General features: G+C 55.4%; 20 protein-coding genes, 1 tRNA gene and 2 pseudogenes. 7 read left to right on the top strand and 16 right to left on the bottom strand.

Annotation, left to right across the window (positions count from 1 at the left end; genetic code table 11):
• Positions 1–12: 12 nt before the first annotated feature.
• From Q7F15_RS13360 to Q7F15_RS13330, 7 genes and pseudogenes are all read right to left on the bottom strand, one after another.
• A pseudogene (locus Q7F15_RS13360) lies at positions 13–177 on the bottom strand (sigma factor); the annotation flags it as partial.
• Positions 158–1,798 carry a recombinase family protein gene (locus Q7F15_RS13355; protein WP_212132425.1) on the bottom strand — a complete coding sequence of 547 codons (1,641 nt, stop codon included), beginning with the start codon at positions 1,796–1,798 and terminating at the stop codon, positions 158–160. The pseudogene Q7F15_RS13360 and the gene Q7F15_RS13355, both read right to left, overlap by 20 nt.
• A gap of 622 nt (positions 1,799–2,420) precedes the next feature.
• Entirely contained in the window at positions 2,421–3,572 is a 1,152-nt protein-coding gene (locus Q7F15_RS13350; RefSeq protein WP_304414458.1) for an ABC transporter permease, read from the bottom strand.
• 25 nt (positions 3,573–3,597) lie between these two features.
• Positions 3,598–4,521 (bottom strand): ABC transporter ATP-binding protein, encoded by a 924-nt coding sequence (locus Q7F15_RS13345; protein WP_171565391.1) that lies wholly within the window; start codon positions 4,519–4,521, stop codon positions 3,598–3,600.
• A gap of 12 nt (positions 4,522–4,533) precedes the next feature.
• Positions 4,534–5,268, bottom strand: a complete 735-nt coding sequence (locus Q7F15_RS13340; protein ID WP_171565390.1) for an ABC transporter permease subunit — start codon at positions 5,266–5,268, stop codon at positions 4,534–4,536.
• A 13-nt stretch (positions 5,269–5,281) separates the two neighbouring features.
• On the bottom strand, positions 5,282–5,983 hold the full coding sequence (locus Q7F15_RS13335) for an ABC transporter ATP-binding protein (protein WP_249178962.1): 702 nt from the start codon (positions 5,981–5,983) through the stop codon (positions 5,282–5,284).
• Complete coding sequence (locus tag Q7F15_RS13330; RefSeq protein WP_171565388.1) at positions 5,973–6,371, bottom strand: GntR family transcriptional regulator; 399 nt, start codon at positions 6,369–6,371, stop codon at positions 5,973–5,975. Before Q7F15_RS13330 ends, Q7F15_RS13335 begins: the two co-directional genes overlap by 11 nt.
• 136 nt (positions 6,372–6,507) lie before the next feature.
• On the opposite strand from Q7F15_RS13330, the gene Q7F15_RS13325 reads away from it, so the two are divergent.
• Complete coding sequence (locus Q7F15_RS13325) at positions 6,508–6,762, top strand: hypothetical protein (RefSeq protein ID WP_304414457.1); 255 nt, start codon at positions 6,508–6,510, stop codon at positions 6,760–6,762.
• 43 nt (positions 6,763–6,805) lie between these two features.
• Here the strand turns inward: Q7F15_RS13325 and Q7F15_RS13320 are convergent, their stop codons facing one another.
• Both Q7F15_RS13320 and Q7F15_RS13315 read right to left on the bottom strand, forming a co-directional pair.
• On the bottom strand, positions 6,806–7,015 hold the full coding sequence (locus Q7F15_RS13320; RefSeq protein WP_230076744.1) for a hypothetical protein: 210 nt from the start codon (positions 7,013–7,015) through the stop codon (positions 6,806–6,808).
• Positions 7,016–7,209: 194 nt separating this feature from the next.
• Complete coding sequence (locus tag Q7F15_RS13315) at positions 7,210–7,392, bottom strand: hypothetical protein (RefSeq protein WP_171565387.1); 183 nt, start codon at positions 7,390–7,392, stop codon at positions 7,210–7,212.
• A 199-nt stretch (positions 7,393–7,591) separates the two neighbouring features.
• Between Q7F15_RS13315 and Q7F15_RS13310 the strand changes: the two genes are divergently transcribed.
• Positions 7,592–8,266, top strand: a complete 675-nt coding sequence (locus Q7F15_RS13310; RefSeq protein ID WP_212132423.1) for an NUDIX hydrolase — start codon at positions 7,592–7,594, stop codon at positions 8,264–8,266.
• 116 nt (positions 8,267–8,382) lie between these two features.
• Here the strand turns inward: Q7F15_RS13310 and Q7F15_RS13305 are convergent, their stop codons facing one another.
• Positions 8,383–8,964: an LOG family protein gene (locus tag Q7F15_RS13305; RefSeq protein WP_212132422.1), complete on the bottom strand. Its 582-nt coding sequence runs from the start codon at positions 8,962–8,964 to the stop codon at positions 8,383–8,385.
• A gap of 87 nt (positions 8,965–9,051) precedes the next feature.
• Between Q7F15_RS13305 and Q7F15_RS13300 the strand changes: the two are divergent.
• A pseudogene (locus Q7F15_RS13300) lies at positions 9,052–9,236 on the top strand (MazG nucleotide pyrophosphohydrolase domain-containing protein); the annotation flags it as partial.
• A 188-nt stretch (positions 9,237–9,424) separates the two neighbouring features.
• On the top strand, positions 9,425–11,047 hold the full coding sequence (locus Q7F15_RS13295; RefSeq protein ID WP_212132421.1) for an alkaline phosphatase family protein: 1,623 nt from the start codon (positions 9,425–9,427) through the stop codon (positions 11,045–11,047).
• A 97-nt stretch (positions 11,048–11,144) separates the two neighbouring features.
• Here the strand turns inward: Q7F15_RS13295 and Q7F15_RS13290 are convergent, their stop codons facing one another.
• From Q7F15_RS13290 to Q7F15_RS13270, 5 genes are all read right to left on the bottom strand, one after another.
• Positions 11,145–11,582: a GreA/GreB family elongation factor gene (locus tag Q7F15_RS13290; protein WP_171565383.1), complete on the bottom strand. Its 438-nt coding sequence runs from the start codon at positions 11,580–11,582 to the stop codon at positions 11,145–11,147.
• Positions 11,583–11,829: 247 nt separating this feature from the next.
• Positions 11,830–12,618, bottom strand: coding sequence for a FixH family protein (locus Q7F15_RS13285; RefSeq protein ID WP_212132420.1), 789 nt, complete (start codon positions 12,616–12,618; stop codon positions 11,830–11,832).
• Between the two features lie 239 nt (positions 12,619–12,857).
• Positions 12,858–13,325 carry a thioredoxin family protein gene (locus Q7F15_RS13280; RefSeq protein ID WP_171565381.1) on the bottom strand — a complete coding sequence of 156 codons (468 nt, stop codon included), beginning with the start codon at positions 13,323–13,325 and terminating at the stop codon, positions 12,858–12,860.
• A gap of 3 nt (positions 13,326–13,328) precedes the next feature.
• The gene (locus Q7F15_RS13275; RefSeq protein WP_171565380.1) at positions 13,329–13,757 is read right to left on the bottom strand and encodes a disulfide oxidoreductase; all 429 of its coding nucleotides are present in this window, start codon (positions 13,755–13,757) and stop codon (positions 13,329–13,331) included.
• A 205-nt stretch (positions 13,758–13,962) separates the two neighbouring features.
• Positions 13,963–14,751, bottom strand: coding sequence for a metallophosphoesterase family protein (locus Q7F15_RS13270; RefSeq protein WP_212132419.1), 789 nt, complete (start codon positions 14,749–14,751; stop codon positions 13,963–13,965).
• Between the two features lie 85 nt (positions 14,752–14,836).
• On the opposite strand from Q7F15_RS13270, the gene Q7F15_RS13265 reads away from it, so the two are divergent.
• A complete protein-coding gene (locus Q7F15_RS13265) occupies positions 14,837–15,565 on the top strand; it encodes an NAD-dependent deacylase (RefSeq protein WP_230076747.1) in 729 nt (242 codons plus the stop codon).
• A gap of 127 nt (positions 15,566–15,692) precedes the next feature.
• A tRNA-Thr gene (locus Q7F15_RS13260) sits at positions 15,693–15,767 on the top strand.
• Positions 15,768–15,838: 71 nt separating this feature from the next.
• Here Q7F15_RS13260 and Q7F15_RS13255 read toward each other — a convergent pair.
• The gene (locus tag Q7F15_RS13255; protein ID WP_171565378.1) at positions 15,839–15,976 is read right to left on the bottom strand and encodes a hypothetical protein; all 138 of its coding nucleotides are present in this window, start codon (positions 15,974–15,976) and stop codon (positions 15,839–15,841) included.
• Between the two features lie 63 nt (positions 15,977–16,039).
• Between Q7F15_RS13255 and Q7F15_RS13250 the strand changes: the two genes are divergently transcribed.
• Entirely contained in the window at positions 16,040–16,792 is a 753-nt protein-coding gene (locus Q7F15_RS13250) for an arginase family protein (RefSeq protein ID WP_326838917.1), read from the top strand.
• Positions 16,793–16,995: the final 203 nt, after the last annotated feature.

Here is a 16,995-nt window from a genome sequence, read left to right as displayed (position 1 = left end):
CAGATGCATCCCGATTGACAGTAGGAGATCATTTTCAATGCAGCGGGCGGCATACGTCGCCAGTTTGGTCCCTTTTTCTACCTGGTAGCTCTCGATGGCTTTGATCAGTCCGATCGTCCCGATGGAAATCAGGTCTTCGCTGTCTTCGCCGGTGTTTTCAAACTTTTTGAGGATGTGAACACAATTCGATGCCATTTCCAGATGAAAGGAACTGCTGCCGCTTCAACTCGTCAAGGGCGCCGACGGCCGTGACTTGCACTTCGTCGCCATCAAAGCGGATCAGGATCTCATCAACCAACGTTTCCACGATATGGCGCTTATCCGCAAAGCTGAGTTGATCGCCGCCGCTCTCTACAAACGTTCGAATCGTTTGCGTCAGCTGAGCCGCTTGGGTGGCGGAAAGCTTTCTTTCCAACACTTCGGACAGTTGCTTTTCATAGCCGGAGAGTTCTTGCTTTAGCGACGTTAACCCGGCGTTGATGTGCCGCATTTCGTTGAGCATCTCTTGTTCGTCGATGACTTCTCGCTTGAACATGAGTTTAATCTTTTCTTTTTCCTTTTCTTTCTGCTCGATTTGCCGTTTGATATTCTCCGCAGCAGACTGCAGCTCCATATGAAGCTCTGTCGATCGGTTTTGCAACCGTTCGATGTAATCAGCGGGATTGGACAGCGTTTCCAGGACTAACCGCCATACGAAATCGTCGAGCATATCGGCGCGCAGCGTTCGGGTTGGACACTTTTCGACGCCTTCGCCATACCGCTTTGGAGTTTTGTTTGGACAACGATAACACGTGTAACGGATCTTTTCCCCTGTCTCTTTATGAGTTCGCCCGCTATACGTCGTTGCCTGCCACATCCGGCCGCAATGTCCGCAACGGATCATGGATTTTAACAAGTAATCATATTTGACGTTTCCCGATTTCTTTTTGTTTTTCTCTCTCCGCGACTGCGCCAGGGCGAAAACCTGCGGGTCAATGATGGGAGGAACCTCGACCAGAATCCAGTCATTTTCATCGCGGAACGTAACCGTTTTTTTGGGGTTCCCGTTCTTCGTTTTTTCTCCGCGGATTTTGCGTGTTTCCCGCCGATTGTAATAAAACCTGCCGATATACACTTCCGACGTTAACACGCGCCGAATGGAACTGGCACTCCAGTTCCGGCTTTCACCGCGTTTCGGCACGGCTCCGAGCGAATACAGACGTTCCCCGATCTCCCGCAGCGTATAATGATCATAGACATACCAGTGATACATTTTGCGGACAAATTCTGCTTCCTCCTCATTGATCACCAACGTATGCCCGCTCAGGTCATAACCGTACGGAGCCGTCCGCATCGGCATAATTTTTTTCTCTTTCTCCACCGCTTTGAGTCGGCCGCGCACCGTCCGTTTTTTAATCAACGACAACTCGTACTGGGCAATGGAGCTCATGAGATTGAAAAAGAGCTGTCCCTCCGGAGTGTTTCGGTACTCCGTATCCACGAAGATGATCTCAACATCGCTTCTCTCCAATTCTCGGCAGAGGATTAATTTATCGGTCAAATCTCTGGTCAATCGGTCGGGATGTGTAACAATCAATCGATTGATGATTCCCTGCGCGACATCCTGCCTTAAGTCATTCATCGCCGGTCGGTCGATGTCCTCGCCCGTAAAACCTTCTTCACGATATACCTTCAGCATATTTTCTGAAAGCCCCATGTCTCTCGCTTTTCGAATGCAAATCTCAACTTGCGCATCAAGACTGGTTCCCTCAGACGCCTGCATGCCCGTTGAAACCCTTGAGTAGATTGCGGTGTACATAATGAAACAGGCTCCCTTCAATTTTTGCTAATACAACCAATGACACCCGAAGCAACAAAAAAACCGGCTTATTCAGTCGGTTTTAAAAATCAATCGTTTTAAGATATAGTCGATAACTGCGTATTTGGCCTCGTTGGCGGATAAGGCGCTCGAGGGGGGGGAACCGCAAAAGGCTGCGGCACATATACGATTTTGATGGTCGACATTCGTCCCATGCTCCTCACCTCAATACACCTTATTCCGCCGGTCGATTGTCCTAACACAACCGATCGATGTTTTCGACAAAGGTGCATTGCTCTTTCCTCAATAGGTCAGGGGAGCGGAGTTGCCGCGGATGGCGTTATCGGACGGAATGTCACAAACCTGTGCCTGTGTTGTGATAGCCGGAAAAAAGCTGCGCGTTGAGAATCTCATCCGCCAGGAGAAGATCACGGAAGCGTATCTGATCCGCCTGGTGGATGAAGTTTGCTGCCGGTTTTTTCGAGAAGAGCGCAAACGACATGCCAGTGTGGCAGAGGTGAACGGCAGGTGGGCAACGTTATTGGACTGGCTCCGCTCATGGTATAAAAAACCGGTAACACTCGTTTTTCGCGAGTTGTCACCGGTTTTTTCAAGGCACCGATTATCCGAGCGCCGTTTTCAGGAAAGCTTTAAATCGCAGCAGCGCTACCGCAAGTCCCGCCAACGCGACAGCCGCCAGTACGAGCAGCGATTGCCATATGTCTGCGGTGTGCATGCCGCGAACGATGATGTCCTGGAACGCCTTCTGCGCCCAGAATTGCGGCGTGAAATGACCGATCGCGCGCATCGTGGACGGCATAAGGTCGATCGGGAACCAGAGACCGCCGAGCACAGCCCCGCCCATCGTCAACAACTGCGTGAGTGCCATTCCCTGGTTTTCGCTCCTGACCAGCATTGACAGTGCGAGGCCAAGCCCCGTTCCGCACAGCGCAAGCGCGAACACCAGCAAGGCGATTGCAGTGATGTCGCCGAGCTGCAAGCCGTAAACCCAGTGTCCGAACAACAGCAGCACCGTGCATTGGATCAGCGCCACCGCGAGATAGGCCAGCCACATGCCCGCCAGGTAGCTGATCGGCTTGATCGTCGTGCTGCGCATACGCGCGATCATGCCCGATTCCTTGTCGCTCATAAACCGCCGAATCATCGAAATGATGACGAAGAAGACGAACATGACGGTATAGCCGGGTACATATTGCGAAATACTGCTGTTGGTCAAAGCGTTTTCCGGTCTGTCGTCGATGCGGAACGGCGCGGCCATGACCTGCTCCTGCCACGACTTGGACCGCCCCGTCGCCTGGAGAGCGGCTTTCACCTTGTTGTCCCGATAACCGTTCGCCAGGTTTTCAAGAATGGCGAGCAGGGGGCCGGCAGCAGCTTTGGCCGCGGCGTCGCGATAGACCGTTACCGATGTCTGCTTTCCTTCTTGGGACTCGATCCCTTGCCCGAATTTTCTTGGAATGACGAGCAGCACCGTTTCCTTGCCGTCGCGGATTTGTTGAATTTTGTCCGCCATCTCGCTCTCGACCGCCTCAACCATCTTGTAGCCGCCGGCGTCTTCGATTGCCTGAATGAACGCCCTGGAGGCGGTTGTCTGATCAAGGTCAATGTAGGATATCTTGAGGGACGTATTGCCGGCGCCGTTGAAGATGGTGCCAAACAATACGATAAAGGCAATCGGCAGTACGATCAGCCAGAAAAACAACCCTTTCTCTTTAAGCAGCAGCTTCCATTCTTTGCGTGCTACATTCCACATTGTAAGATCTCCTTTCAGGTTCCACTCAGGAATCGCGCAGCGTCGTTCCGGTCAACGCCAGAAACACGGTCTCCAACGATGGACGGACGACTTCCAGCCGTTTGACGTTGAGCGATCGCTCTTTGCATGCGGAAGCCCAGCAGGCGAGCGCATCGAGCGGCGCCGCCGTTTCCAGCAGCCAGCCGCGCCCTTGCGCCGCCGGTTCGTCGAAGCCCGGAAGCGCCGGCGGCCGTTCGCCTTCCGCCAGTTCCAGGTAGACGGCCTGTGATCCAAATCGGTCGAGCACCTCGTTCAATTCACCTTGGGCGATGACGCTGCCGTGGTCGATGATGGCCAAGCGATCGCACAATGCTTCAACTTCTTCCATATAGTGAGTGGAGTACAGCACCGTTACGCCCTCCCGCTTCAAAGAGCGAATCATTTCAAAAATGTGGTTCCGTGATTGCGGGTCGATGCCTACGGTCGGTTCGTCCATAATGATCAGCTTCGGTTTGTGCAGCAGTGCGGCGGCGATGTTGATCCGGCGTTTCATCCCGCCGGAGAAGGAAGCGATCGGATCTTTTGCCCGGTCTGCCAGGCCGACTTGCTCCAGAACCTCACGAATCCGTTTCTTCAGTTCGCCGCCCCGAACCCCGTACATTTCCCCGAAATAGGTCAGGTTGTCCAGCGAGTTCAACTTCTCGTACAACGTAATCGATTGCGGCACATATCCGAGCTTTGCCTTGATCCGGTCGCCGGAACGGCGAATGTCTTCGCCGAGCACCTTCACACCTCCCGCGTCGAATTCGAGCAGACCAGCCAAAATTTTCATCGTCGTCGATTTGCCGGCGCCGTTTGGACCGAGGAGACCGAAGCAGCTTCCTTCCCGGACGGTGAACGAAATGTCTTTGAGCGCCATTTTGCTGCCGTATGATTTACCGAGACCGTGTATTTCAATTGCAGGTTTCAAAGGAATTCCTCCTTAAAATCGTAAATGTCGGGAAACGATGCGAATTGCACCCGTTAAAGTCAGCCCTGCCAACGCCCAGACGAGCGGAATCGCCGGGTAGATCCATCCGGGCAAAACTGCTGACACCCAAGCATCCGGTTGCTTGGAGAGCACGTTTCCGGCCACCCATGTCAGCGTGTTGGCTGACAGACCGAACAGGATCCACAGAAGCGGCGTCAACACTACCCAGCGTGAATGGGCGACTGCCGCCGTCAGCAGGCCAAGCGCCAGCATGAACGGGGCCAAGCCCAACAGAACGGTCGCGAAGACTGCTTCACCAGCGAACAAGTTGTGCAGCGGCGCGGTTCCAAGCCCGTGAACCGCTGCGTTGTAAAGGACAAGAAGCGTCAGGCTTCCGAAAAACAGCACGTAGACGAGCAGCATGTGCAGGAATGCGGCGCCAAATTTGGCCAGCAGCAGTGTGGAGCGGGAATAGGGCAGCGTAATCCACCAGCCGACAGTCCCGTTTTTCCACTCCCGCAGCAGCACCCGGAACGAAATCATGAAGGTCAGGTAAGGAAGCATATAGGCCAAATACAACAAATACTCCGTCCGAAAACCTCCCCGTTCTTTCCAGACAGTCAATGCCGCCGCCAACAGCAGGACGATGACTCCGCCATACTTCGCCATCCATTTCTTCTGGAAAAACTTTCGCAATTCCAGGCGGAATTCGTGCCGAAGCAAATAACGAAACGTGTTTTCGCTCATATATCCGTCCCCCTTAATCACCGAACAGTTGGCGATAAATGTCCCGTATCGAGCCCCGCTGCGCCCGAAGCTCCTCCACTTCGCCGCACAATACGGCCCGACCGTCCTGAATGAACACCGCATAGTCGAACAGACTTTCCGTTTCTCCGATTTCGTGCGTGCTGATCAGCACTGTCTGCTTCCGTTCGCTGAAGGCATCGATCAGGGACAGCACGATCTGCTCCCGCGAGATCATGTCGATGCCCGAGAACGGTTCGTCCAGCACAAGCAGCGGCACGTCGCGAGCCAGACACAGCACGAGCATCAGCCGAGCCTCCTGGCCTCTGGACATGCCTTCGACTTCCAGTTCCACGTCCAGTTTGAAATCACTCACCAGTTGGTGGGCGCGATCCCGGTTGAATCCCGGAAGCAGCCGTTCTCCCCACTCCAAGGCGTCTGCCACCGTGTGGCCGCCGTACCATCGCGCCCGGTCGGGCAGGTAGGCGATCAAATGGTTACGCTCCCACCCGGGCTGCCGGCCAAACACGTTCACTGTCCCCTGATCGGGAACCGTCATTCCCGCGATGATGCGCATCATTGTCGACTTCCCGGCCCCGTTCGGCCCAAGAATCGCCGTGATGCTTCCTTCAGGAATCGCAAGAGTCAGTTCGTTCAGCCCGCGGCGTTTGCCGTAGTACTTCGTCAACCTGTCGAAGACAATCGCGTTAGCTGTCAAGCCCATCGTCCTCCTTCTCGTGCAACAAACGCAGTATTTCATCCTTTGTCAGTCCGAGACTTTTCATTTTGTTCAAAAAATCCGTCGTTGCCTGCTCCGCCAACATTTGGCGAACTTCCGCGACCCGATTCGCATTGTTTGTTATAAACGTTCCCTGTCCCCGCCGCGTCTCCGTCAACCCGTCACGCTCCAGTTCCTGGTAAGCGCGCAACACTGTATTCGGGTTGATTTTCAGCGCCTGCGCCAGTTCCCGAACGGAAGGTATTTTTTCTCCCAAAGCGATTTCTCCCCTTGCAATGGAATTGCGGAACTGTTCCAGCACTTGCTCATATAAAGGCTGGCTGTAGTCCAGCACAAACCGAATCGGACCGTACCGAAATTCATTCAAACGTCTCCCCCCTTTCCGGTCGAAACGGCTGCAGCTACTCTAAGCAATCGTTCTGAGTGTATTATATCACTTAAGACACTTGAGTCAATAAAGAGATTTCTGGGACAAGCGTGTAACAAAGGAACTGATCATTCGAATGAATGTGACTCAACCGTGGAGAGGGGAAAGGGGAGAGAGGGAGAACAACGCAGACAAGACAGCTGAGGAAATCCGGTGGGAGAGCCTGAAGCAGCTGCGGATGAATGCTGCCGCAGGGGCCGAATTCATCAAGATGCCGGGAGCAAAAAAAAGCAGCATTCACGTGATAACGCCGCCGCCCTCGACCTTTTCGCTGACCAGGGAGGAATATGTACGCATATACCGAATACAGGAGCAGATTGCAAACGGTTGAAGCAGCCGGCTGGCGACCTAATGCTCGTTTCCGAGGATCGTGTTTACAACGTGTTGACAATGTGGGCCACAAGCCGCAGATTGTGCTCGATCAGTTTGTTGCGCGCGTACGGGTCCCCTTCTGCCATCAGCTTCAGGTATTTTTCCTCTTCTGTATCGGGCAGTGGCTGGGGAAACGCGTTGTTCTTGACGTAGGCCACAAACAGCATGAGTTCCTTGAACAACAGGGAAAGCGCCGCTAAGATGCTGGACACGTCTGCCACCTCCACGTCTGGATGCTTACTCCTATCCATATGTGGGCGGCTGCCCATGCGTGCCTGTACGGGAAAAAGGACGGCGCGAACGGAACGGCTGGGGGAACCGTGATCGGCCAGGGGGTGATCTGAAGCCTTTAAGCCAAAGTGACGCCCCGGAACGCGTCGCCGGGGCTGGAAAAGGTGCATGCCGATCATTGGGCGTCGGTAATGCGCAGATAGGAAATGTTTTGCACGTTGATCACGATGTCATCGTATTGAAGCCACCCGTCGCTGAGGTTGGCAATCATCTGGACGATCTCTTCCGGTTCGCTCGACCGGATGGTAACGGATTCGCCTCCGGAAAAATAAAAGGTGATGTTTTTTACCGCCTTCATCTGTACCAGTCTCCTTTTCGCAGCTTGCCACTGAGGCAGGGTGTTCACGGGAACGAGGACTTTGGTTCAGGTGCCGCGCGCCTCCTTCCCTACACCTCATGTATCGGTAAAATCACGAAATTCTGAAAGTGCCGGTTGAGAAGGATTTCGTTGGTTTATGTGTTCGCGTCGCATTTGCCAGGATGCCGGAGACGATAGAATGGAATTGGATGGCTTGTTTATGAAAATCATGCAGGGAGAGGTTCGTATGAGTGATGTATTCCGTTACGTGCCCAATCATGCGGAGATTGGCGTTGGACTTGCGCTGCTGGATGAACAGGAAGACTATGTGTTCTTTCTAGCTGGAACAAGACACAAGTTCACTTCAAATGAATTATTTTACGCTGGAATTGGCGGTCATCTGGAACCAGGAGAAGATTTGCTGTCGTGCGGAAAAAGAGAAGCGATGGAAGAAATCGGAGCGGAGGTGCACATACAGTGTTCACCCGTAAATCCGGTGTACATCTCCAAAGACAAGGAAATCCGGGCCATTACCATGACAGATGAATGCAAACCGCTGGCCATTTATGAAATGATACATCCGAGCGGTAGTCCCAGGGAAGGGGAGATCTATTACCTGGTCATCTATCAGGCAACATTGAGATCGTCACTCACACACTTGAAAACAGATGAAGTATCCGGGGTCATTGCCATGAAGAAAGAGCAGGTAAAGAAAGGGGTTTTCCGCAGAGCCACCCTGCAAACGCTTGTGGACGAAGGGGCTCGCCTGATCGCAAGCAGTCCCCACATCCAGCCTGATGTGATTGTCTATCCGATCGGAACGGCTGAGGCATTGTCATACTACTTGAATTACATGGAAAGCAATCAACGTTGATGACCGTTTGTGTACTTTAAGGACTTCCACCATACCTTCCACATATGAACAAGAGCGTGAGTCGAGCCATGTCCGAATCGTGAAAATGGCTCGACTCCTTTTATTCTTTCATTTGCCTATTCGTCTTTTTGCCCCCACTTGTTCGACAGTTCCGGCCGTTGATAGGCGGCCAGTTTGTCCAGCAGGCGGGCCGGGTCGCTGTCGCTGACGAGCAGGTCGGCGTGGGAGGAGGGCATGAACCCGGCGCTTACGGCGTTCCCAATCATCTGCAGGAGCGGCGTGTAGTACCCGTTGACGTTGAGAATGCCCACCGGTTTTTGGTGGATGCCCAACTGGCACCAACTGACGGCTTCAAACAGTTCTTCCCACGTACCGTAGCCGCCGGGGAGGGCGATAAAGGCATCCGACAGCTCCGCCATTTTCGCTTTCCGCTCGTGCATGTCAGCCACTTCGTAGAACTGGCTCAATCCCGTGTGGGCCATTTCGCCGCGAAACAATCCGCGCGGCATCACTCCGATCGCTGTGCCTCCAGATTCCAGCACGGCATTTGCGGTGCAGCCCATCAGCCCCATGTTGGAGCCGCCGTAGACCAACCCCAGTCTCCGCCGGGCAATCTCTTGGCCAAGTTTTCGGGCCGTCTCGGCGTACACTGCATCGACGCCCGGATTGGAGCCGGCGTAGACACATACATTGTTCATGATTTCTCCCTCCTGTCTCTCTGATTGACTCTCTTTTCACCACCGTATAGTATACCAGCGATTGCAGAAAAAGGAAGGAAGAGGAGCATGACCATTGTCGAGCTTCAGCAATGGGTTTCCCGGTTTCACAGCAGTCGCTGCTGGACGGAGTACGGACCGTTTATCCGGACCGGTTTTTTAATGGAAGAGTGGGCGAGCTGGCACGAGCCGTCCGCGCCGCGGAAATCCGCCGGGATCGTCCGGACGAGTCGCCGAAACAAACTGCTGAACAGGTTTAACAGCCAGTCTGACAAAGCAGGCTCATAGCAGAAGCAGATGCCGCCGCATCGGTGGAGCTTGGTGTGGAACGATGTTACATTACCTCAGTCGGATGGGTGCCTTGCGGGGATAATCATGCGGGTGTGCGGGAAATGTAACCATATCGACAAGACTATTTCACGTTCGGTATGGAGGATCAATGGTGTTGCGAAAAACATGTGTCGCACTGCTTGTCACTGCCCTGATGTCCCTCTCAATTGTCTCCTGCGGCGGTCCGCATGCGGACGAGACGCCCCAGCCCCGGACAGCCCGTCTCCAAGCGACTGGCGATCGCCCAAAGGTCATCGTCCTGCTGGTCGATTCCCTGCTGTCCTCGTCAATCGACCGGCTGCTCGCCGCCAACAAGCTACCGGCGCTCCGGTTTCTCATCGAAAACGGCGTCTACAAGCGGGATGTCATCAGTTCCTTTCCCACCATGTCACTCACCGTCGACAGTTCGCTGTTGACCGGAACCTATGCCGACGGGCACGGAATTCCCGGACTGCTCTGGTATCATTCCGCGGAAAAGCGGATCGTCAACTACGGCGACGGCTCGCGTGTCGTGTGGCAGTACGGTCCCCGGCAACTGCTGACGGACAGCTTGTACAACCTGAATCAGCAGCATCTCTCCAAGCGGGTTGAGACGCTGCATGAAGAGCTGGATCAGGCGGGACTCACCTCCGCCTCCATCAACGGTCTGATCTATCGGGGCAACGTTCCGCACGAACTGATCCTGCCGGCCAATCTGGCCAAGCTCGTCCTGAACACACAGAAGATTTCCGTCAGGGGGCCGCATCTGCTCGGCTTCGGGACGCTGTCCAGTGTAACGCGTCAGCCACTGCCGGAGGGGCCGCTGCAGGCGTTCGGCTTTAACGATGCCTACACCGCGCAGAGCCTCGTCAGCCTGGTGGGTGAGGGCCGGCTTCCGGATGTGACCGTTGCCTATTTTCCCGACATGGACGGCCGGCTGCACAAAAACGGCCCCGATGATACGTCCGGCGTAGAAACCTTGGACCGGCAGCTGCAGATCATCCTCAATGCGTTCGGCGATTGGCGGCGGGCGCTGGAACACCATGTGTTTGTCGTCATCGGCGACAGCGGTGTGGCAGCGACGGCAGCGGACAGGACGGCTGCCGTCATCGAGCTGGACAAGAAGTTGACCGCAGCCGGGTATCGCGTCCTGCCGTTGGGAAGGCAGGCAGACACCCAAGACGATGTCGCAATTGCCGTCAACGGCCGGATGTGTTATGTATACGCCTTGTCGCCGCAAGCGACGCTGTCCGGGTTGCTCAACGCCTTGGGCAACGAACCGCGGATCGATCTGATCGCTTGGAAGGAAGGAGAGTGGGTACAGGTCCAACGCGGCGGCAGCGGCAACCGTCTGCGCTTCCGGCTTGGCGGAACGCACCGGGACCCGTACGGGCGCACATGGGACGTCGAGGGGGACTGGGCGGTGCTGGGCCTGGCCCGCGATGGCGTCACCGGGCGCATCCATTCACGGGCATACCCTGATGGCTTGAGCCGCCTGCATGGCGCGCTGCATTCGCATCCCGGCAAGTACCTGGTCGTGACGGCCGTTCCAGGTGCCGAATTTCACGCCAACGGATCGCCCAACCATCCGGGCGGAGGCAACCACGGGGGACTGCATCGCGAGGACTCCCTGGTTCCCTTCATCGCAGCGGGGAAAGGGAGGCTGCCCGCACCGCCCGCCCGCATCGTGGACGTGAAGGCGTACCTGCTGTCGCTCATTAAGGCGAACCGCGGGCAGATCAAAACAGGCCGTTGACACGGAATGCACACGGAAAAGAAAAGCGGCCATCCTTTGCCGATGGCCGCAGTCTATGAACTGTATATACACGGCGGAAGTGCCGTTGTTTTCCACGTTACCAGTCGACGAAGCGGACGGCGCGCACGATCACCTCTGTCGTGCCCATGGGCATTTCCAGGCGCAGTGTGTCGTCTACGGCCTGCATCAGCAACTGTCGACCGAGGGGCGACAGGAACGAGATGCGTCCCGCATCCGGATCGGTCTGTTCCGGGAAGCAGATCGTCAACTGCTCCTCGTATCCATCTTCAACATAGTGCAGCGTTACTTGTGATCCGATCACCACTTTGGGCAGATCGGACGTTGTGTTCCCGGCTGTCTCTTGCAGCAGGGATTCCACTGTCGATACGTACAGATCCAGCCACTGGCTGGCTTTTTGGCGTTCGGCCGGTTTTCCGGCAAAATGCAAATCCAGGAATGGAGTGCGCTGTTCGTCAAAATAGACAAGCTGCTCCACCAGTCGGCGGTGCAGGGGGGTGAGGGTGCTATGGTTCACCGTAATCATCTCCTATTCGTATTGGAATGGACCACCGTTCAGCAAAGGTTGTGAGTCGCCAGGGCGTTCGCCTCATCTTCATACTGCAATCTCCTCCGAATAAAAGAATGTGGCCCCCTGCTCAAACGCATGGGACCTTGCTTCCATTTTACCTTATTTGAGGAAAAATACAACATGCTTTCCAGTGACACTTAGGACTTTGCCTGCAACACGAAAACCCTTGCACCTGCAAGGGTTTTCGCTGCGATTATCGGACGTGGAGGGTGTACTCCTTGTGGTCGTGGATCGTTTCGTCTTTTTCCACGTGGACGTTGACCGTGTAGTCACCGGAAGCGGGCAGGGTGACGGATGCGCTGTATACGCCCGGCTGCGTTTCCGCGGCGTCGACAAACTGATGGCGTTCTTCGCCTGCGCGCCAGTATTCAAAACGTACCGCGGCTTTGCTAAGCGGCTGGTTGTCTTTTGTCAGGCTGACGGTCAAAGCGGCCGTTTCGTTGGCTGTGAGCGTGTCAGCTGCTTGAAAGTGATAGTTGATGCCACTGGTGTGCTGGTGGTCCGCGCCGTGTTCACCGCCGTGCTCGTGATTGACGGCTTGTCCGTTGCCGTGACCGTCATGGTTCTCCGGTTGAGACGTGGGTTGGTCGCTGCCGGCTGCCTTGACCGTAAAAGGATGCTTCTGCATGTTGTGGAAGTCACGCGCGGTCACGTGGTACATCACGTAGTAGGAGCCGGGTTCGGCAAATGATGTTTGCGCCGTGTAGACGCCGTCTTTTGCCAGCGTCGCGGGGATCGTTGCGTGCTGTTCCTGCCCGTCTTTCCACAGTTCAAACTCCACGCTGCTGGCGTCGTTGACGGGAGCGCCGTCCTGTGTCACCGTGACCGCAAAGGTGATCGCTTCTCCGGCGACCGGTTCCTTCGGCGTGAGCGCCAGCACCACCTCCACCGGACTGGCGGACGGCACGGCTTCTTCCTGGCCGCCGCAGCCAGCGGCCATCAGAGCCAGTGCCCCGATCAACGCGGCTATGTATCGCTTCATGCTGAATGACCCCTCTTTCTTCCTGTTCCCGACGGGTTGTCAGACGCCGTCGGATGATCGCTTTTACTCAGAGACGAGGCTCGATTGAGGATGACCCACCTCCCTCAATTATAGGCAAGAACAGGGAAAAGCCTAATGGCTCGAACGGGCTATTTCCGGACAGATGGATGGATCGTTCACACAACTGCCATTTTTATGGCCAACAACACGGAAAAACCTCCCGCGGGGGGAGGCTCATGTCATTTCGTTTGCTCCTGGAACCAGGATTTCAGCTGCTCGCCGGTTTGTCCGCCGACGAGGCGGGAGACTTCCTTGCCGTCCTTGTAGTGGACCAGGGTAGGGGTATACTCGATGCCGTACGCGTCCCAACTGGCGCTGAATTCCAGCAGGTTGTGCTTTTTGACGTCCACGTTCAGCTCTTTGGCCACCGGCACCAGGACGGGCGTGGTAGCCCGGCAGTGCTCGCAGGTGGGGCTGTAAAAGTAGACGAACAGTTCCTCTTTTTCGTCCAGCTTTGCTTTCAGTTGATCCGGGAGAATCTGGTTGTCGTAAAGCGGATCGTTTAGTTGTTCGATCGTGGCCGGATGTAGGTTGGCTTTGCCGAAGGGATTGCCTTCCGCTGCCTTTTTGTTCGCGATGTCGGAGTAGACAATTGCGGCGATCAACAGGGCGGCCACAATGACTGAAAGAACAATGACCTTTTTCATGACTTAGCACTCCTTTTCGTATCTGCGAATGTAGATTTGCAGCACAGCAATCATGATGAAGGCGACCAGGGCGAGAAAAGGTATGGTGATAAAGCCAAACCAGTTGATATAGTCCGTGTTGCAGGGAATGATGCCGCAAGCATTACCCAGATCGTTCAGAGCGGGCACTTTTTGAATCAGATAGTGGTACAGGGAGATGCACCCGCCGATGACAGAAAGGATCAAGGCGTATGATGACATGCGGTAATCTTTTTTTACGGCGGCGACTCCCAACAGAATGACCAGCGGGTACATGAAAATCCGCTGGAACCAGCACAGTTCACAGGGAATGTATTTCATCACCTCCGAAAAAAACAGGCTTCCAGCTGTAGCGATGAGTGATACCACCCATGAACCGAACAGCGCGTATTCTTTTATTTGTTCTCGTCGCATATCAACACCTCGTCCTCATCTTATCACACATTACGAATGGGAAGTAACTTATTTAAAGTAATTTTTTTGAAAGACATTGATTGCCCAAAAAAGCGACGCCGGCAGTTGTCGGCGGCGGGATGGCTTGTCCCGGTTGCTGCCCTGTGCAGCGGATCAAAATTCCAAAGACACGCGCAAAAAAGCCGCCGAAATCATACGGCGGCAGCTAGCGAAGATGGATGCGCGGCGAGGGATACACCTCACGCACCGGTACGTACACGTAGCGAAGCGACGGCCACTCCACCAGCAAAATACCGCCCTGCCATGAGGCCGCGCCGCCGTCGATGCCGATCAGGTTGCCGCGCCGCCACACCCCGTTCCTGGTATAGCCGGGGAGCATGGAAACAGGCGTGTGGCCAAATACGATCACCGTTTCTCCCCTGTATGACTGGTAAAACGGCTGGCGGATCCAGAGGAGGTCTTCGGGCCGCTGCTGGTCGAGCGGGATGCCGGGACGGATGCCGGCGTGAACGAAGAGGGCGGCCGGAGCCCCGGATGCCGGATCGGCTGGCATTTCCACGTACAGCGGCAGGGAGGCGAGCGAAGGCAGCAGATAGGAATAGCGGGAGAGAATGTATCTGCGTGCCGATTCCTGATCGTTCAAAGCGGGAAGGCCGCCCAGGAAGGCGCGCCGCAGGGACTGTCGGCCGAGATAGGAGCGGATGGTGGCGTCACCGCCGTTGATCCGCAAGTAAAGGTTGGCGTCCCCCTTTCCTTCCAACCAATCCTGCAGCATCTGCTCGTGATTGCCCTTGATGAGAACGATTCGGTCCGGATAGGTTTGTCTCAAATTCAGCAGGTACTGCAGTGCCTCCCTCGACTGCGGTCCACGGTCCACCACGTCCCCCAGGACGTACAGGCGATCGCCCTGCTGCGGAGAAAAGCTGACGCGATCCAACGCTGTCCGCAGCACCTCATAGTGACCGTGAATATCCGACACCAAATAAATGGCCATGCCGACACCCCCTCGTATACAAACACAACGCTCTTCCTATACAATATGTGGAGGAGACGTTTGCGTGAAAAGGGGAGAGACGCAGATGAAGATGCTAGCGGAATGGCTCCGGGATGCCAGACAGGCCGTCGTGTTTACGGGAGCGGGCATGTCGACGGAAAGCGGGCTGCCCGATTTTCGTTCGGCGCAGTCAGGAATATGGCAGGGCAAGGACCCGACCCAACTGGCCAGCACTCAGGCGCTGCGGCACAATCGCGAGGGGTTTGCAGCTTTTTACCGGATGCGCATCGAAGGGCTTCTGGCCTGCCGTCCGCACGAGGGGCACGCCATTTTGGCCGAATGGGAACGTCGCGGGCGGATTCGCGGAATCATCACCCAAAACGTGGACGGCTTCCATCAGCAGGCGGGCAGCCGGAACGTGGCTGAATTGCACGGAAACCTGGGCACGCTGTGCTGTCTGGCGTGCGAGCGTACCTACCCGGCAGCGCGTTACCTGCAGCCGGACGGGACGGTATGCGACTGTGGCGGTTTTCTGCGTCCGACGGTCGTGCTGTTTGGAGAAGCGCTGCCGCAAGCAGCGCTGGCGAAGGCATCGGAGTGGACGGAACAAGCCGATCTGTTTCTCGTGTTGGGATCGTCGCTCGTGGTCAGCCCGGCCAACTGGTTTCCGCAGCAGGCAAAAGCAGCCGGGGCCAGACTGGTGATCATCAACCGAGAGCCCACCCCTTTGGACGATCTGGCCGACCTGGTGATCGGCGACGCATTGATCGGCACGGTGCTGAAAACAGTGGAAGCGGAGCTGTCGGGATACTGACAGAAAAAAGTGGAGGATTTTTTTCATTTTCCTCTTGATTTTTTGTGGAATGTTTACTAGAATAAAACCTGTGAGCGCGATCGATACAAAAACTGGTCGGTCGACCTGACTCACAAAAGAACATAATGCTGGTGTAGCACAGTGGTAGTGCAGCTGATTCGTAATCAGCAGGTCGGGGGTTCGAGTCCCTTCACCAGCACCATACACAAGGCAGGGGAGAGCAGTCCCCTGCTTTTTTCCTGTCTTTCCATCACTCCCCTAAGGAGATTGGCATCATTCATTTGTATAATGAACGTATTCACGTACTACTCCTCCGATCACTTGCATGGTGGTCGGCTCTTTTTTTATCTGCCTCCCGTTTTTCCCTCCCTGGCGTTTGTGTTGTATAATAAAGCCATCAACAAAGTTCATACCCGACACCTCATGAAAGGAACACCGTTGAGCACAATCTCGTTTTCGCAAGGAAAGGATTTGATGATCATGGGACTCCTTCATCATGACGTGACGTTGCTGAACTTTGACGATGCATACCCCTGGCAGCACAAGCTGTCCGATGTTGCCGACGAATGGATCGACCTGGCGGACATTGCGGAAGCCAACCTGTTTTGCGCAGAAAGGGCGCTGACAGAAATCAGCCGCAGGTTGTCGGCCCGGACCGGTCGCGGCATCACGTTTATCGGAAACGGCAATTATCACTATGTCACCTATCTTCTGCTGAGCGAAATCAATCGGCCGTTCAGCCTCGTCCTGTTTGACAATCACACTGATGCGAAGCGTTCGGACGACATGGCCGGGGTGTTGACGTGCGGTTCGTGGGTGGCCGAAGCGGCAGCACGTCTTCCTCACCTCAGGCGCGTGCTGATTGTCGGCGTTTCTGCGGAGCAAACGCTCTGCCTGTCCGATGCGCAGGGAAAAGTTGTACTTCGCCCGAACGCAGGCGATCCGCAGGAGCTGCTTTCCGCCATCGCGACCGAAGATGTGTACATCAGTATCGACAAGGACGTGCTGAATCGCGCCTTCGCCGTAACCAACTGGGATCATGGAAACATGCATCTGCGGGAACTGCTCGCATCACTCAAGGCGCTCGTTCGGCAGAAAAACGTACTCGGCATCGACGTCTGCGGCGAACTGCCGGTGACGCCAGTCGACGTCTGGCTGCACGCCGACCAGCTTCGGTTGAACGAACGGACCAACCTGGCCATCCTGCAATCAGTCATGTGCGCCTAGCCGGTTAGACAAACAAAACGCGGGCGGGGGACAGCCGGCGTTTAAGCGACGTATCCCGGCGAGTTTTCGCGCAACCGCTTTTTTCCGCTGCACCATTTCTGTCCATGCCTCCCTAGGGCTTTTGTCTCGACTTCCCCTGCGCAAATGCGCGTTCACTCGCCTGGATTCCTACTATCGTTCCAATCCGCGCTTTTCTTTCAGGA

The organism is Brevibacillus aydinogluensis (assembly GCF_961514395.1).
GTDB lineage: Bacteria > Bacillota > Bacilli > Brevibacillales > Brevibacillaceae > Brevibacillus > Brevibacillus aydinogluensis.
The sequence above is the reverse complement of the archived record's forward strand: the minus strand, read 5'-3'. Positions and strand labels throughout refer to the sequence as shown.

Excerpts from the sequence above, each read along its gene's own strand:
- Q7F15_RS13310 (WP_212132423.1), top strand. The coding sequence starts at position 7,592 with ATGGAATTGGATGGCTTGTTTATGAAAATCATGCAGGGAGAGGTTCGT.
- Q7F15_RS13265 (WP_230076747.1), top strand. The coding sequence starts at position 14,837 with ATGAAGATGCTAGCGGAATGGCTCCGGGATGCCAGACAGGCCGTCGTG.
- Q7F15_RS13305 (WP_212132422.1), bottom strand. The coding sequence starts at position 8,964 with ATGAACAATGTATGTGTCTACGCCGGCTCCAATCCGGGCGTCGATGCA.
- Q7F15_RS13255 (WP_171565378.1), bottom strand. The coding sequence starts at position 15,976 with ATGAACTTTGTTGATGGCTTTATTATACAACACAAACGCCAGGGAGGG.
- Q7F15_RS13250 (WP_326838917.1), top strand. The coding sequence starts at position 16,040 with ATGATCATGGGACTCCTTCATCATGACGTGACGTTGCTGAACTTTGAC.
- Q7F15_RS13315 (WP_171565387.1), bottom strand. The coding sequence starts at position 7,392 with ATGAAGGCGGTAAAAAACATCACCTTTTATTTTTCCGGAGGCGAATCC.
- Q7F15_RS13350 (WP_304414458.1), bottom strand. The coding sequence starts at position 3,572 with ATGTGGAATGTAGCACGCAAAGAATGGAAGCTGCTGCTTAAAGAGAAA.
- Q7F15_RS13280 (WP_171565381.1), bottom strand. The coding sequence starts at position 13,325 with ATGAAAAAGGTCATTGTTCTTTCAGTCATTGTGGCCGCCCTGTTGATC.
- Q7F15_RS13355 (WP_212132425.1), bottom strand. The coding sequence starts at position 1,798 with ATGTACACCGCAATCTACTCAAGGGTTTCAACGGGCATGCAGGCGTCT.
- Q7F15_RS13275 (WP_171565380.1), bottom strand. The coding sequence starts at position 13,757 with ATGCGACGAGAACAAATAAAAGAATACGCGCTGTTCGGTTCATGGGTG.
- Q7F15_RS13325 (WP_304414457.1), top strand. The coding sequence starts at position 6,508 with ATGAATGTGACTCAACCGTGGAGAGGGGAAAGGGGAGAGAGGGAGAAC.
- Q7F15_RS13270 (WP_212132419.1), bottom strand. The coding sequence starts at position 14,751 with ATGGCCATTTATTTGGTGTCGGATATTCACGGTCACTATGAGGTGCTG.
- Q7F15_RS13340 (WP_171565390.1), bottom strand. The coding sequence starts at position 5,268 with ATGAGCGAAAACACGTTTCGTTATTTGCTTCGGCACGAATTCCGCCTG.
- Q7F15_RS13285 (WP_212132420.1), bottom strand. The coding sequence starts at position 12,618 with ATGAAGCGATACATAGCCGCGTTGATCGGGGCACTGGCTCTGATGGCC.